The organism is Streptococcus varani (assembly GCF_001375655.1).
Lineage (GTDB): Bacteria > Bacillota > Bacilli > Lactobacillales > Streptococcaceae > Streptococcus > Streptococcus varani.
Window position 1 is genome coordinate 65850 of record NZ_CTEN01000001.1, and the last position, 15555, is coordinate 81404.

16 protein-coding genes are annotated in these 15555 nt (G+C 39.4%); all 16 read right to left on the reverse strand.

Annotated features, from left to right (window positions below; genetic code table 11):
* Window positions 1-60: 60 nt before the first annotated feature.
* A complete protein-coding gene (locus BN1356_RS00375; protein ID WP_093649464.1) occupies window positions 61-777 on the reverse strand; it encodes an L-ribulose-5-phosphate 4-epimerase in 717 nt (238 codons plus the stop codon).
* Window positions 777-1640 (reverse strand): L-ribulose-5-phosphate 3-epimerase, encoded by an 864-nt coding sequence (locus BN1356_RS00380; protein ID WP_093649465.1) that lies wholly within the window; start codon window positions 1638-1640, stop codon window positions 777-779. Before BN1356_RS00380 ends, BN1356_RS00375 begins: the two co-directional genes overlap by 1 nt.
* A 3-nt stretch (window positions 1641-1643) precedes the next feature.
* Window positions 1644-2309 carry a 3-keto-L-gulonate-6-phosphate decarboxylase UlaD gene (locus BN1356_RS00385; protein ID WP_093649466.1) on the reverse strand — a complete coding sequence of 222 codons (666 nt, stop codon included), beginning with the start codon at window positions 2307-2309 and terminating at the stop codon, window positions 1644-1646.
* Window positions 2310-2496: 187 nt separating this feature from the next.
* The gene (locus BN1356_RS00390; protein ID WP_093649467.1) at window positions 2497-2982 is read right to left on the reverse strand and encodes a PTS sugar transporter subunit IIA; all 486 of its coding nucleotides are present in this window, start codon (window positions 2980-2982) and stop codon (window positions 2497-2499) included.
* An 83-nt stretch (window positions 2983-3065) separates the two neighbouring features.
* Window positions 3066-3344 carry a PTS sugar transporter subunit IIB gene (locus BN1356_RS00395; RefSeq protein WP_093649468.1) on the reverse strand — a complete coding sequence of 93 codons (279 nt, stop codon included), beginning with the start codon at window positions 3342-3344 and terminating at the stop codon, window positions 3066-3068.
* 82 nt (window positions 3345-3426) lie between these two features.
* A complete protein-coding gene (locus tag BN1356_RS00400; protein ID WP_093649469.1) occupies window positions 3427-4866 on the reverse strand; it encodes a PTS sugar transporter subunit IIC in 1440 nt (479 codons plus the stop codon).
* A 217-nt stretch (window positions 4867-5083) separates the two neighbouring features.
* Window positions 5084-6253, reverse strand: coding sequence for an MFS transporter (locus tag BN1356_RS00405; protein ID WP_093649470.1), 1170 nt, complete (start codon window positions 6251-6253; stop codon window positions 5084-5086).
* 69 nt (window positions 6254-6322) lie between these two features.
* A complete protein-coding gene (locus BN1356_RS00410; RefSeq protein WP_093649471.1) occupies window positions 6323-7669 on the reverse strand; it encodes a 6-phospho-alpha-glucosidase in 1347 nt (448 codons plus the stop codon).
* 20 nt (window positions 7670-7689) lie between these two features.
* Entirely contained in the window at window positions 7690-9273 is a 1584-nt protein-coding gene (locus tag BN1356_RS00415) for an alpha-glucoside-specific PTS transporter subunit IIBC (RefSeq protein WP_093650026.1), read from the reverse strand.
* A gap of 151 nt (window positions 9274-9424) precedes the next feature.
* Window positions 9425-10189, reverse strand: coding sequence for a MurR/RpiR family transcriptional regulator (locus BN1356_RS00420; protein WP_093649472.1), 765 nt, complete (start codon window positions 10187-10189; stop codon window positions 9425-9427).
* 258 nt (window positions 10190-10447) lie between these two features.
* Window positions 10448-10921, reverse strand: a complete 474-nt coding sequence (gene tnpA / locus BN1356_RS00425; RefSeq protein ID WP_093649473.1) for an IS200/IS605 family transposase — start codon at window positions 10919-10921, stop codon at window positions 10448-10450.
* Between the two features lie 236 nt (window positions 10922-11157).
* Window positions 11158-12057 carry a ketose-bisphosphate aldolase gene (locus BN1356_RS00430; protein WP_093649474.1) on the reverse strand — a complete coding sequence of 300 codons (900 nt, stop codon included), beginning with the start codon at window positions 12055-12057 and terminating at the stop codon, window positions 11158-11160.
* 27 nt (window positions 12058-12084) lie between these two features.
* Window positions 12085-13176: a PTS fructose transporter subunit IIC gene (locus BN1356_RS00435; RefSeq protein ID WP_093649475.1), complete on the reverse strand. Its 1092-nt coding sequence runs from the start codon at window positions 13174-13176 to the stop codon at window positions 12085-12087.
* A gap of 14 nt (window positions 13177-13190) precedes the next feature.
* On the reverse strand, window positions 13191-13502 hold the full coding sequence (locus tag BN1356_RS00440) for a PTS fructose transporter subunit IIB (RefSeq protein ID WP_093649476.1): 312 nt from the start codon (window positions 13500-13502) through the stop codon (window positions 13191-13193).
* A gap of 24 nt (window positions 13503-13526) precedes the next feature.
* Complete coding sequence (locus tag BN1356_RS00445) at window positions 13527-14003, reverse strand: PTS sugar transporter subunit IIA (RefSeq protein WP_093649477.1); 477 nt, start codon at window positions 14001-14003, stop codon at window positions 13527-13529.
* Window positions 13993-15528 (reverse strand): BglG family transcription antiterminator, encoded by a 1536-nt coding sequence (locus BN1356_RS00450; protein WP_176694193.1) that lies wholly within the window; start codon window positions 15526-15528, stop codon window positions 13993-13995. The genes BN1356_RS00445 and BN1356_RS00450 overlap by 11 nt, the downstream gene beginning before the upstream one ends.
* Window positions 15529-15555 lie beyond the last annotated feature (27 nt).

Below are 15555 nucleotides of genomic sequence, written 5' to 3' on the forward strand. Positions count from 1 at the left end.
GCATTTATCCTCTGACAAAAAAGCAGACTTCCCATTTGAAAGTCTGTCTTACCTTGACAATTAGTGGTTATCCCCTTTTTGACCATAATAGGCATTTGGTCCGTGTTTGCGGAGGTAGTGCTTGTCTAAGATATATTGTGGTGCCGGCTCAACCCGTGGGTTAATTTGCTCTGTAAAGCGGCTCATCTTGGCTACTTCTTCCAAGACAACGGAATGATAAACTGCCTGAGCCGGGTCCTTGCCCCAAGTAAATGGTCCATGATTGCGGACAACAATACCTGGTACCGCTACTGGATCTAGACCACGACGAGCAAATTCCTCGATGATGACCGTTCCAGTTTCCATCTCGTAGGCTAATTCCACCTCATCTTTGGTAAGAGAACGTGCACATGGCACCGGCCCGTAGAAATAATCCGCATGAGTGGTTCCGTAGAAGGGAATATCACGTCCTGCCTGCGCCCAGCCAACTGCTTCGGTTGAGTGAGTATGAACAATCCCACCAATAGCTGGCCATGCCTTGTAGAGTTCCACGTGGGTTGCTAGGTCAGATGATGGGTTGAGGTCTCCTTCGACCACCTGACCATCTAAGTCTGTCACCACCATGTTTTCAGGTGTTAATTTGTCATAGTCCACACCCGATGGTTTGATGACAATTCTGCCCAATTCACGGCAAATTTCAGATACATTGCCCCATGTGAATTTGACCAGGCCGTGTTCTGGCAAGGATTTGTTGGCTGCACAGACCCGTTGCCGCATTTCTTGTAAATCTTTTGGCATTAGCGTAAACCTGCTTTCTCAATGAATGGGTAAAGAAAGGCTTGTGCTTCCTGAATGGCTACACGTGTTTCTTCCACCGTTTCACAATTTTCAGACCACATTTCAATCAAGAATGGCCCCTTGTAATTGCTGCGTTTGATAACATCAAACATTTCTTCCCAATTGACACATCCCTGACCAAATGGCACATCACGGAACTGCCCCTTAGAGTTTTCTGTGACTGGATAGGTATCTTTCAAATGAAGAGCTGCAATAGAGCGGTGTCCATTGTAAAATTCACTCCAGAGGTCATTGTGCCAAGCAGAGACATTGCCTGTATCAGGATAAACGAAAAGATAAGGTGAATCAATTTCTTTTTCAATGGCTAAATATTTCTCAATCGAATTAACAAAAGGATCGTCCATAATTTCGATAGAGAGAATAACTTGAGCCTCTTCTGCCCAATCACAAGCTTTCCGAAGATTTTTGATAAAACGTGCTCTTGTTTGAGAAGACTTCTCCTCATAATAAACATCGTAACCCGCTAGTTGAATAGTGCGAACGCCTAAATCCTGAGCCAACTCGATGCATTTTTTCATCATGTCTAGCGACTTAGCTTCTTTTTCAGGATCATTTGACCCCATAGGATAGCGACGGTGACCAGAGAAACAGATACTTGGAATGCGGACACCTGTTTCATAGATAGCCTTGACAATATCCAAGCGCTCTTCCTTGGTCCATTCCAAGCGGGCGAGGCGGGCATCTGATTCATCCACAGACATTTCCACAAAGTCAAAACCGAGCTCTTTTGCAAATTGGAGCCGCTCCAACCAGGTAAAATGCTTGGGAGTCGCTTTTTCATAAATACCAATCGGACGTGTCATAAACTACCCCCAGATACGCTTGATTTCAGCCTTAAATTCACGCGCTGCAGCTGCTGGATCTGGTGCTTCGGTGATACCACGACCCGCGATAAAGGTAAAGACATCCACTCCTTCAAAGAGTTTAAGAGTATTTACATCCAAACCGCCTGTTACAGACACACGGAAGCCCATCTCAATCAATTTCTTGACTTTGTTTAAGTCTTTTTCGCCCCAAGTCTCGCCAGCAAGAAGAGCATCGCGCGATTGGTGATAGATAGCTTGAGAAATTCCTGCATCCAACCATTGTTGGGCATGATCATAGGTCCAATCTCCATAAAGTTCGACTTGGATTTCCCCCCGGTCACCACGTTCTTCTCGGATAGCCTTGAGAGCTGCCTTCATAGTTGGGATCGTTGCTGAACAGATACAGGTCATCCAGTCTGCACCGCGTTTCGCATTGTTGGCCGCAACCGTACCACCAGCATCCGCACATTTGGTATCCGCTACAATCAATTTATCAGGGAAGAGGCTGCGAAGAACTTCAACCAATTCTGAACCAACTTGGAGAAGACAGACCGTTCCAGCTTCGATAATATCAACTTCTGCACCTACAGATACAGCAGCTTTAATAGCTCCTTGTAAGTCAGAGTGGTCGAGGGCAACTTGTAAATTTGGGATATGTTTTGTCATATATTTTCCTACTTTCTAATTGATGGAACATCTTTCTGTTTAAATAATTTTTGCTAATTGAGAGAACCCCTTAGAATCACGGACTGTGCACTTTATTTTACCTCTAATACAAGGAACGAAACCGCAGATATATAATGGTCAGCAAGGTAAGGTGACAAAGTAGTTAAAGGTAATAATAAGTTACGCATCAGCCTTCCAAGTCAAGTCCTTCAAGATACGGGCTATTTTTTGACTCTTCTACCATCGCAAGCACTTGTTCTGGACTTTGGCAATCTACTAAACGCTGAATGGAATTTTCCAATTCAAACAGAGCGATAATTTGTGGAATGGCTACCGATGTGTGAATAGCTGCACTGGTTGCCGCCAAACAGAGAAGAACTGAAACTTCTTTCCCATCTGAGAAAGCAACCGGCTCTTTCAAAGTGACCAATGAAAAGGCATCACGGTTGACACCGTCACCAGCCATGGCATGAGGCATCGCCATTCCAGGCATGAGGACATAGTAAGGACCGTGTTCCTCTGTAGAAGCGATAATGTTTTCATAGTATTTTTCTACCACAGCTCCACTTTCAATGAGTGGTTCTACTGATAACTTGATAGCTTCTTGCCAAGTTGTGGCTTGTAGCCCCAGTCGAATAGAATTATTTTCTTTAAAGGCTTTTGTTAAATTCATAATCATTTCCTTCCCTTCAAGTCTCTTCCTTTTAAAGAGGGAGGTGCCTCCAAGCTATGAAAGCACCTCTATTTTCTAAAAGATTACAAAACAGCTTGTAATTTTGTTTTAATTTCATTGTCATCCATCAGGTTATCAAGACCAACCAGGTGGCCTTTTGTACGCCCTTCCAATTCCTTGATGAGGTGGTTTGAAGCAACGACAATATCATAGCTAGAAGCTAGACCTTTGGCTTCACCAACTGAGCAAGATGCTGATTGGATATCTGTTACGCCCAATTGACGCAAAGCGTTTTCAACTTTCATTTTGATAACCATGGATGAACCCATACCATTACCACATGCTGTAAGAACTTTAACCATATTATTTTCCTCCAATATTTATTTTCTATAAAGGAACCAAGGCTAGGATATGCTTATCCAGCCTAGGTTTTCTGTTTTTTTATTAGTCAGCTTGGACTTCGCCACGATAGTAAGCTTCTTTATCTTTTGCTTTTGCAAATTGTAATTGAGGGATAAGCAAGAAGAAGAGGCAGACAAGACCGTAGCCGATAACTCCAAGGGATTTGAAGATGTAACCGATTGGCAACCAAGGAAGAACGAGGTCGATATTTCCATGATAACCGCCTGTTAAACCAAGAAGGGTTACTGCAATCGCACCAAGGGCAACTTGGAGCACTCCTGAGATAAAGGACAAAGCAACCGCTGCTTTCCAACCACCCCGTTTGTCAGCATAAACAGCAATGGCTGCATTATCGAAGAATACTGGTACGAAACCGGTGATAATCAAGACTGGATTTTTAAAAATAACCAAGAGAGCAATAGTGATCAATTGACCAACTAAACCGAAAGCAAATCCTGACAAGACTGCATTTGACGAACCAAAGCCATAAGATGCTGCTACGTCAACCGCTGGGAACGAACCAGGAAGAAGTTTACTTGAGATACCTTGGAAGGCATTGGTCAATTCTGTTACAAACATCCGAACACCTTGCATCAAGATAAAGAGATAAACTGAGAAGGTAAAGGCTGTTTGAATAACATACATGAAGAAAGCTTGTTTAGCTGGGTTGTAAGCACCTGCACCAATCAATTCTGCATTAGACATCATTTCTGGTCCGAGGACAAGAAGGATACTACCGAAGAAAACGAGCATGAGAGTTGCAGATGCAACTACTGTATCATGGAAGACACTAAGGAAAGATGGTAATTTAAGATCGTCTAGGTTATCTTCTTTTTTACCTAAGAATGGAGCAATTTTATCTACAAACCAAATAGCAAATTGTTGTTGGTGACCGATAGCAAAACCACCACCGCCTGTTAAGCGTTGTGTTGGTTCCACCGTCATGTTTGAACTAACAGCCCAGTAGAGACCACAAATAATACCAACTGCCCAAGCACCCCAACTATTTTGCAATTGCGGAATGAGAATAAGAACAAATACCGAGATAGTGGCTGCTTGTTGCACCATGATGTGACCAGTGATGAAGAGAGTTCTCACTTTGGTCAATTTACGAAGAGCAACCAAGAGAATGTTGACCCCAAAACCAATCAAGAGGGCTATTGTAGCAACAGAGATAAAACCAATTCCCTCCAATTTAGCATTGGCAGCTGCCAAACCAAAGTAAGGGTCAATAACTGCAGCTTCAAGACTAAACTTTTTAGCAAGGGCAACCAAGATGGGACGGAAAGTATTTACCAATCCTCCAGCACCTACGTTAAGAATCAGATAACCAACGGTCGCTTTCACGAAACCTGCAAAAACATCATGCAGAGGCTTCTTCAATAGTAGGTATCCAATTAATACCAATAAACCTACGAAGAAGGCTGGGTTTTGCAAAATATTTTGCGAAAACCAATTTAATGGGGTTAGTAATGCATCCATGATAGAATCTCCTTTTAATATTGTTTTGATTTCCTATGGCTTTATTATAGTTTTTGTAAGCGTAAACAAAAAGACCAAGATACACACAACTTTGTGTGCAAAAATAGGCTGAATGAAGCAATGGAAGAACAAAGCCTGTCAAACTAGCGGGCTGAGCACTTCAAATGGGAACTTTTCACATGCAAAAAACCTGGATTGACCAGGTTTGGTTTTTTATTTAGCAATCATTTTCTTGAAGCCGAGGCTTAAATTGAATCCAAAGGTATAAGGAAATAAAGATGACCAGAGCTAAAAAGGCATAAAGCGCTAAGGTTAAATTGAAACCTAACCAACTTCCCAAGTAGCCACTGATAAGAGGAGTCAGTAGAGAAGAACCACCCATATAGATACTCATGGCTATCATCTGGCTACTACTTTGCAAATTAACTGGAACCAATTCCGCAATAAGAAATTTAGAAGTAATGAGGATAATAGGAGTCGTGAGGGCTTGGAGACTACTAAAAAGGACAATATAGAGACTCCCCTGAGCCAATGAAAAACCTAAGAATTGCAGAACAAAGATAGCAGAGGACAGAAGTAAGAGATGCTGATTACCATATTTATGAATTAGCTTCATACTATAGAAGTACATCGGAATTTCCAATAGTGATCCCATAGCCCATTTAAGAGAGATTTCAAATTGACTAGCTTCTAGAGCTAGCATTTTGTCAACCACAATTCCTGTGTTAGCCACTACCAAACCATAGAGTAGAAATAAAATGAAAACTAGAAAGAGATAGGGCTTGTTTTTGATCAGGTTAACAGCAGAAACTGTCTCTGGATCCTTTCTTCTTTGGTGACAACTATCAGGCAAACGGCGAGAAAATGATAGAATACCTAAAGTAAAAGTCAGAACCGCCAATGTAATACCCTTAAAACCAAAATAATTAATGAGGAGAGTAGAAGAAAGACTACCCAGAGTCCAACCAATAGAACCAAATACCTTTAGGCGCGAAAGGTTCTCAGCCATAGTCAAATTGACACCCATAATCCAGGTATCAATGAGGCTGCAGAGGCTATTCACCAGACCACCGCAAAAACCCACTAGGAGGACAACTAGGACAAGAGAATCCTGGTTGAGTCCAAAAAGAAGACTAGCAAAGAATCCCAAAAGAAAAAGGGAAACTAGAGAAATCCATTTGGAAGTTTGGAAGGCATTTGATAGAAAACCAAAAAATAGTTGCAATAGGATTGTCAAAACAGCGTAGGCCGACAGAGCATAACTTCTTTCTAGGCTGCTGTAGCCCATTTGTGCCATATAAGGAATAAAATTTGACATGCAAAGGCTGAAAGTAATGTAGGCTAGTAACTGCAGACCAGCAAATCCTATTTTTTCTTTTTTCATCATCGTCTTTATCCAAACAGAAAGAAGGCAGCAATATACACTATATCGCCACTCTTTCTTTTTTCTATTTTATTATTTCAATTCTGGCCAAAATTCCTTGTTGACTTCAATCATTTCATCCAAAATCTTTTTGGCCAACTTAGCACTCGGAACAGATTTGTTCATCATGAAGGACTGCCATAGCTTTTGGTAACTTCCTTCAATCCAAGCTTCAACAGCCAATTTCTCAGAAGAAATCTGTTGTTCCATGAGACCTTTTTGGAAGGAAGGAATGTTACCAATAGACATAGGTTCGTACTGATCCTTACCGACGATACATGGGATTTCAACCATGGCATCGTATGGGAAGTTGGCGATAGCACCATTATTTGGCACAATAAGGAGGAAGCGCTCTTGTGTATTGAAAGCCAGGGCACAAGCTAAGTCAACGATAAACTGGGCATGTTCATTGGAAGCAAACCAAGTATCCTTAGCGGTTCCAGCTGCAACGATACGCTCGCACTCTTCATTGGTATCTTTCTCACGGCGGTCCATAATTTCATTAGCACGAGTATAGTCGTGGTCTGAATGTTCGACTGTTTCTGGAGCCATAAGGTAATATTTCAGATAAGTGTTCCAGAGAACAGTTGGATCCATGGCATATAGGTCTTTAGCTGCCCGCATCGTTTCTAGCCAAGAAGACTCTTTATGCTGGCCTTGTGGTGTGTATTCTTCATAACCATGGTCTTTAACATAGTCCATTAGTTTAGGCATGAGGTCATTGCCTTCGTGATCGCGAATCTGTGTCCACCAACCAAAGTGGTTAAGACCGTAGTAGCGAACATCAAACTCTTTGCGCGACTTCATACCCAAGATACGAGCAAAGATCTCTTCCAAACAAACCGGCATGTCACAGATATTGATAACACGGGCTTCTGGGCGAAGAACGCGACAAGCTTCTGCTACGATAGCGGCTGGGTTAGAATAGTTGAGCATCCATGCGTTCGGAGAATATTTCTCCATATAGTCAATGAGCTCAATCAAAGGACCAATGGTTCGCAAGCCGTAGGCAATCCCACCAGGTCCGCAAGTTTCCTGGCCCACAACTCCATGTTTGAATGGAATTTTTTCATCCTGCTCCCGCATAGCAAAGAGTCCAACACGCAACTGAGCCATAACGAAGTCCACATCCGTGAAGGCTTCAACAGGATCTGTCGTGTAAGAAAACTTGATTTCTGGATAACGTTCACGAACGATAATTTCACAGGCCTTGGCCACACGAGTTTGTCTTTCTTCTAAGTTGTCATAGAGTTTAATAGACTCAATTGGAAAGGTAGCAAAATTGTCCAAGAGCATGGTGACAATTCCTGCTGTATAAGTACTACCACCACCGGCGATAACAATTTTTTGCTTTTTACGATTTTCTACTGATACTGACATAGTTTCTCCTCTGTTTCATCTTAATTTTCTAATAATGCTTCAAATTCTTCACGGACATAAGGTACTGATAAACCGACAATAACCTGAACTGCTCGCCCTTTAAGAACCAAGCCGTGGGCACCAAAGTCTTTGAAGTTTTCTTCTCTAGCAATCTTACTTTCATCTTTTACGGTGATACGTAAACGAGTGGCACAATTGGTTACATCCTGAATATTCTCCGCACCACCCAAGAGAGTTAGGTAGGCTTCTGCTTGTTCAACTGCTGGTGATTTAGCCTTAGTAGTCGTAACTACCTTGTCAGCTTTTTTCTCCATATATTCTGACTTGCTGTAGAGTTTGGTTTCTTCATCATCGTCCTCACGACCCGGTGTTTTAAAGTCAAACTTGCGAATCAAGAAGACAAAGAGGAAGTACCAGATTGCTCCGAAAACCAGACCCAGAATTACCTGAGTAACATAGGTCATATAGTGATTTTGACCAAGTGGCAACCAGTTGACGAAGAACCAGTTAATCAAACCACCACCAAAGTCACCAACAACACCGAGAGAGAAAGCCAAAGCTTGAAGAGTCGCATCCAAGATAGCATGGACCACAAAGAGCATAGGTGCCACAAACAAGAAGGTAAATTCAAGGGGTTCTGTTACACCAATCAGAACAGCTGTCAGGGTAGCTGGAATCATGAGACCAAGTACCTTCTTACGTTTTTCAGGTTTAGATGTTTTGAGAAAAGCTCCCATTACACCTATAGATCCAAAAACCTTACACATACCGGAAAGAGAGAAACCAATTGGGAAGAGTTCTTTCAAAGGCTGAGTAGATTGGGCAAATTCGTGCAAATGTGTTGCCCAGTAAGCGGATGTTCCACCCTGAACAATGGCATTATCATAGGTAAATGGCGCGTAGATGAAATGGTGCAATCCTGTTGGAATCAAAATCTTTTGCAGGAAACCGTAAACCCAGATTCCTACCGGACCACTGTTGATAAAGAAACCTTGCATCCCTCTAATACCCTCTTGAACATGTGGCCAAATAAGACAGGTCAACCATGCAACTGGTAACATGATGAAGAAGGAAATTGCAACAACAAAAGATGATCCTCTGAAAATGCCGACTGCATCAGGGAGTTCCGTATCGAAATAACGGTTGTGAGCCCAAACAACGATACCCGAGATCAAGAGAGCTCCCAACATACCTGTATCCAAAGTTTTGATCCCAGCAATCATGGTCAAACCAGAACCGGTGCTCACTTCAGCAGCAAAATCAACACCGAAGAAGGAACCCCAATAGGTCAACATGCCATTAATAAAGTAGTTGAAAGTGAGATAGGTTGCCAAAGCTTCTAAACAGGCCCGAGCTTGTTGTTTTTTGGCTAAGGCAATGGGTAGAGCCAGGGCAAAGAGGGCAGGCAACTGCATAAAGACCATCCAACCGCCGTTGGCTACGATTTGCCAGAATTGGTACCAGACATGGTCTGGATTGGCTAAGGAGCCAACAATGTTTGGATTCGTAAAGACGATGGACAGACCAACCATAATACCCGAGAAGGCAAAGAGCAGGGTCGGTGTGAACATAGCTCCACCAAATCTTTGGATTTTTTGCATCATAAGAGAAAATCCTTTCATTTTCTTTTTTTGTGGGATATCCGATAGTTTTAGTATATAGAAAGCGTTTTCTAATTACAATAGAATTTCCTCTTCTTGTACACTTGCACCGGCATAAAAAAAAATTCACATTAAGCGTGAATTTTTCACAGGATTATATTGAGTTTTCTTGACTCTTAAAAATACTATATTTAATAAAGAGTAATTCAACCAAAATATAGTAGAGCATGGTTAGTTTGTAATCTGGAAACCGATCAATAAAGTTGAGTTTGGCAGAAGAAATATAAAGGGATTCATCGCTCATATCGGCCAAGGGATTGTTTTTAAATTCTGTGACAGAAATAATGGTCACACCCTTAATCTTAAGGTGACGAGCAATATCCAAAACCTGAGGATTAGTACCACCTAAAGAGAGGAGAATCATAGTATCGCCAGCCTGTAAAAGATCAAAGAGGGAACAGTCGAAGGTAACTCCACCCACATCATAGACTAACTCATTGCAGGATAGAAACATGCGCTTCAACTGCTTAGCAACAGCATTTTGAACATCGCCAGAACCATAGATAAAGAGACGGTCTGCATCATGAATCAGCTGGCAGATCTCACTATAATCTTTACGTTGTAATTCCTCAATGTACTGAATCATGAGACTACAAGCATCGTCGAAGGCTCTCTGATCCAGCACCTTTTCAGAACTAGCATCCAGATTGAGCATGACCCGAAATTCACTAAAACCCGAGAAACCAATCTTCCGAACAAAACGAGAAATAGTCGTCCGTGAGACATTGGTCAAATCGGCCAGCTCATTGATAGTAGCCTTAAAAACTTTTGCTTGGTTAGACTTAATAAACGCCCATATTTGCAGATCTGTTTCATTGAGGGCTGCATAGTGCTTATAAACACACTCTTCTACTTTCATAATATACTCCTCTTTCTTTACATGTCTCTCTCTTCTATCATACCCTTTTCAGGTAATATATGCAAACCCTTTCAGAGAGGAAAAACCTGGGTTTTGACCAGGTTTCATTCCCTTTATGAAGTCAAAACCACCCGTGAAAACGGGTGGCTTGTACACCAGCTATAAGCCGTTAAACTCCAGCGGCGTCTAAAGACGCTCGCTGAACTTACGTTCAGGTTATGCTTTGATTACTTGACTAATGCCCGTAACAACGGGCTTTTATCTTATTCTAAAGCCTCTATCCGAGAATGGATCTTCATATTCTTTTACACTTAGCTTATCAAGTGCAATGTCATCCTTCTCTTGCTCACGAATATATTTCGCAACAGTTTTCTCGTTTAATCCAACCGTACTGACGTAGTATCCCCGTGCCCAAAATTTGCGATTTCCATATTTATACTTTAAATTGGCATGCTTATCGAATATCATTAGAGCACTTTTACTTTTTAGATATCCCATGAAATCGGAAATCGCAAGTTTTGGTGGAATCAGAACAAGCATGTGAACATGATCTGCCATCATATGACCTTCTACTATTTCAACACTTTTATAGTGACATAGATGACGGAAAATTTCGATTAAGTCCTGTCTAATTTTGTAGTAAATGGACTTGCGACGATACTTTGGTGTAAAAACAATGTGATATTTGCACATCCATCTGGTGTGTGATAAACTATAGCTGGTTTTAGCCATTTATTTTCCCTCCTTTATCTAACCTGAACAATTAGATTATACATGGAAAAATAAATGGAAGCTAGAAGCCTTGTTAGCCACCAGCATAGCTGGTGGTTTTTTCATTTTTCTCTACGAGAAAAACTGGCTGGAAGCCATAATAGAAAATGGCCCATAGGACCATTTCGACTCTAGTTTATTCACAATGAAATAAGCTCTGTATGAACAAAATAAATAGATTCCAGTTTTAAATAATATTAGTTAAATTCATTACGCCACTGATTCATGCCAGCTTCTCGATAAAGGCTAGCTTTCCCAACAGAATTAAATAGTTCCATTTTGTGCTTGATAACTGCTTTGCCAGCTTCAATACACTCAGGATTTATAACATTCGCATCCCACAATTCTGTAGTGGATAAAATCTCTCTACACTTTTTATAGTAGGCATACTTATAGTCTGAAGAAATATTAACTTTCTGAATACCAATTTGGACTGCCTCCGCAATTTCTTCATCTGGATTAGCAGAACCGCCATGAAGAACTAGCGGAAGATCGACTTTTTCTTTAATAGCTTTTAAAACATCCATTTTTAATTCTGGTTTAACATCTTTTGGATAAATACCATGAGCTGTACCAATCGCCACTGCTAAAGTATTAATTCCCGTTTTTTCCACAAATTCTAGAGCATCTTCTGGATTGGTATAGATGATTTTACTAACTCCTCCTTCAACACTATTACCTGTATTCCCAATAGTTCCTAACTCTGCTTCTACTGAAACGCCGATGGTTTTACAAACATCAACTATTTCTTTTGTCAAAGCAATATTTTCCTCGAAAGGCAGCAGTGAACCATCAATCATAACTGAACTAAACCCAGCATGGATCGCTCTCATAACTGATTTTAGACTATCTCCATGATCTAAATGCAAAACAAATGGCACTGGACTATTTTTAACACGAGAAAGTACGTATTGAAAAAAATCATCCTTAGCGTACTCCAATTCAGTTGGATGAACTGCGATAATTGCTGGCGAATCATTTTCTTCAGCTGCTTCAACAACTGTTCTTAAAAAATTACTATCTGCAATATTAAAAGCACCAACCGCAAATTTATTTTCTTTTGCCACTTCAAGTAACTGTGTCATATTAATCAACATAATAAAACCTCTCAAAAAACTTTCTATTTAGCTAAAACTCAATCCAGACAAATCAATTTCTTCTTCAATATCCTCGACTATACCATTTGCTTCTTCCTCACTAATTTCTTTTTTTAGTACAACTAGTAACAGCGCTGTTACTAGTGAACCAACCAGCAGTGCAATAATTGCAACAATAGGTCTAGTCATTGCTGGAATAACAAATACGCCACCCGATGGAACCGGTGAACCATTTCCAAAATAATATGAAATCATGCCAGTAATGCCACATCCAATTGAGGTAGCTGTTACCGTTCTCAGCAAATCATTCATTGCAATTGGAATCACACCTTCACTAATCATACACAGTCCCATGGGAAAAGCAACTTTAATATTTTCAACTTCCTGATTTGTAAAAATGCGTTTCTTTGCTATTTTTGAAATAATCAGTCCAAATGTAACACCAATCGGGGGGACCATAGCAGCTAAAACCTTAATTCCCTCAGGTTCTAGAATTCCTTCTAAGAGCAAACCATCTGCAATCAAGTTCGGAACTTTAGAGATTGCTCCACCATAATCAATACAACCAATGAATCCAATAATAAATCCATACAATGCTTTTTGTGATTGGTCCAGACCCGTAATAAAGTTTGTCAAACCACTTGTCATCGCAACTAGTGGAGTTCCTAAAACAAAGAACATAATCAAGCCACCTAACATTGCTGTAAGAGTCGGAATGATCATCATTGGCATCAAGGCATCAGCCCAACTAGGAACTTTAAGTGATTTTCGAATAAATTTAGCTATATAACCTGCAATGAAACCACCAATGACACCTCCTAAAAATCCTGCCCCTAAAAAACTAGCAATCTGCCCCATTAGAAATCCTGGCGCAATTCCTGGTCGGTCAGCAATCGAATAAGCAATATAGCCTGCAATGAAGGAAGGCAATAACCCCATACCAAATACACCTAAGGTTGTCAAAGAACTTGCAAATGTCATTTCAGAAAAATCAGTAATATATGCCCCACCCATAAGATTCCCAATTGCAATTAACAAACCTGAAGCTACAACAAGGGGCAACATATATGATATAGCTGTTAACAAATGTTGCTTTATTTCGTTTATAACTTTCTTCATTATAAATTCTCCTATCATCTTCTTAATTCTTCTTCAACCTTGAGAATAAGTTGTTTTGGTGCTTTGGTTACAATTGATGTACCAACTTTTATAGTTTTTTTACCTTTAAATCGTTCCATTCCTGTTATAGCAATATCAATAGCTAAAATTACTACATCAGCTTCTCTAATTTGCTCCTGCGTCAATTCATTTTCAGTCCCAATTGTTCCTTGGGTTTCCAAATGAATTGTATGACCAAGCGATTCAGCTGCACGAATCAGCTTTTCTTTTGCAATATACGTGTGTGCTATCCCAGACGTACATGCAGCAACACCAACAATTTTCATTTAAACTCCTCCTTATTTGAGTTTTTATTTTGAAAATAAATCTAATAATTCCTCACTACTACTTACCTTTTGAATGGTTTCTATAAATTCATCATCTGCTAATTTAATAGCAACCTGTTGCAATAATTTGATATGTTTCGTATTAGCTTCTGTGTTTTTTACTGCAAATAAAATAATGAAGTTAACCGGATTCTCGTCCAAAGTTTCCCATTCGATTGATTTCTTTGTTCTTCCAATTGCAATAGAAGTATGGCATACACTTTCTGATTTCCCATGTGGAATTGCAATACCTTGACCAATTCCGGTTACTCCTTCAGTCTCCCTTAGATACACATCTTCTATAAAGGAATGTTTGTCTGAAATAGCTCCGTTCTCAAATAACAATTCTGACAAAGATTCAATCACTTCTTCTTTTGTTGTTGCTTCTAGTTCAAGATTAATTAAGTCCTCATTGATGACTGCAAAAAAATTGATATCATCTTCAATATGCTCATTCCTCATATTTGTTACCTCCTAAAAAACTTCTGACCCTATTTGCGTCACGTTCATTGAATAGAACACTTACCAAAATTGATGGAATTGCATCAAATTCATTGTAATTGACGGTAGTCAAAATTAAGTCAATATTTTTATAATTATTTTTCTTTTTTTCATAAAGGTGTACAGATAAGACATCCACAATTTCTATGTCAGGGATTGATTTTAAAACCCGTGTTTTTAGCAATTCTGAAGTTCCGACACCGGATGAACACATAATTAAAATACGTTTTGGTCTCTCCATCTCTACTTTGTATTTCACAAAATATAAAGTTAAAAAACCTATCTCATCATCTGATAAACCAACATATCCGTAAGACTCTAGAATTTCACTTGTTTTTTGTCCAACTATCATGAACTCTTCGGGATACTCAAGTTTTATCTCTTCTAGCAATTCATTCTTAACTACAAATCTTTTAGTCAATCTATATGTTAATGCTCTAAGGTGAGTGATAAGGTCTGAGATCGTTTCGGGATTAATTAGTTTTACATCAAACGCTAAGCCTATGACTTCTAAGAGCTGACTTGCAATTTGTTTTATCAATCCGTCCTTCTCATCCTCTAAAAATTCTTTCTGATCAAACCTAGACGATAACAAATGAAAGAACAAGTAAAAATTTTCGAAGGTAGAAATTGTGATATTAAGATAATTTCTGATAGAATTGATTGTTTCTTCAGCTACAGAATATAGTTGTCTATTTTTATCAATCAGCATTCTCTCGTCAGTTGTAAAATCCTCTTTAATTATATTTCCATTAATAAAACCATGACGTCCCCTTTGAATTAAAATGTATAAATGAGAAAAAATATTTACATTATAAGGATAGTTTAGGTGTGCACCAATCTTCCCTTCCATCTTTTTAAAAAGTCTTGTAACATAATCAACATCCGAAGAATTACGTCTATTATTGTTTTCGAGAAAAATCTGCTTATAGATTCCAAGTTTTTGATTAATATCATCAATTGCACTTCTAATTGATATCTCCTCTCCGCTAATTGATAATCTACTAGACTTCTTGTTCAAGATTAGATTATAATTTGTTAATACATCATACATCTTACCAATATCATTTATCACCACGGCTTCACTCAAGTAATAACTTTGAAAAAGATAATCAATATCAACTGTTTTTGGTGATAAATAAAGTAACTTAAGTAGTATTTCAAATCGTCTTTTCTCAGCATCGGAATGTTGATATGATTGGTGATTTATTTTTAGATAGGAATCATAATTCAAAGAAATTCCCTTTCCTGTATAGGAAACCAGCACTTCCTCTCCTGCTATCTTATTAATTCTTTTCATCATCCTGTAAATGGTTTTAGTAGATACCTCCAAGATTTCCGAGAGTTCCCCAGCAGGTAGAGGAGAATGATAGGCACTCAGACTTGACATTAACAACAGTTCTTTTGAAGTAAACTCCATCTTTTCCCCTCCTTCTATTTTTATTATAACAGCAAAAAATGTAAGCGATTGTTTTTGTTTGTCCATAATAATGGACAGCATCTTTTCTTTATG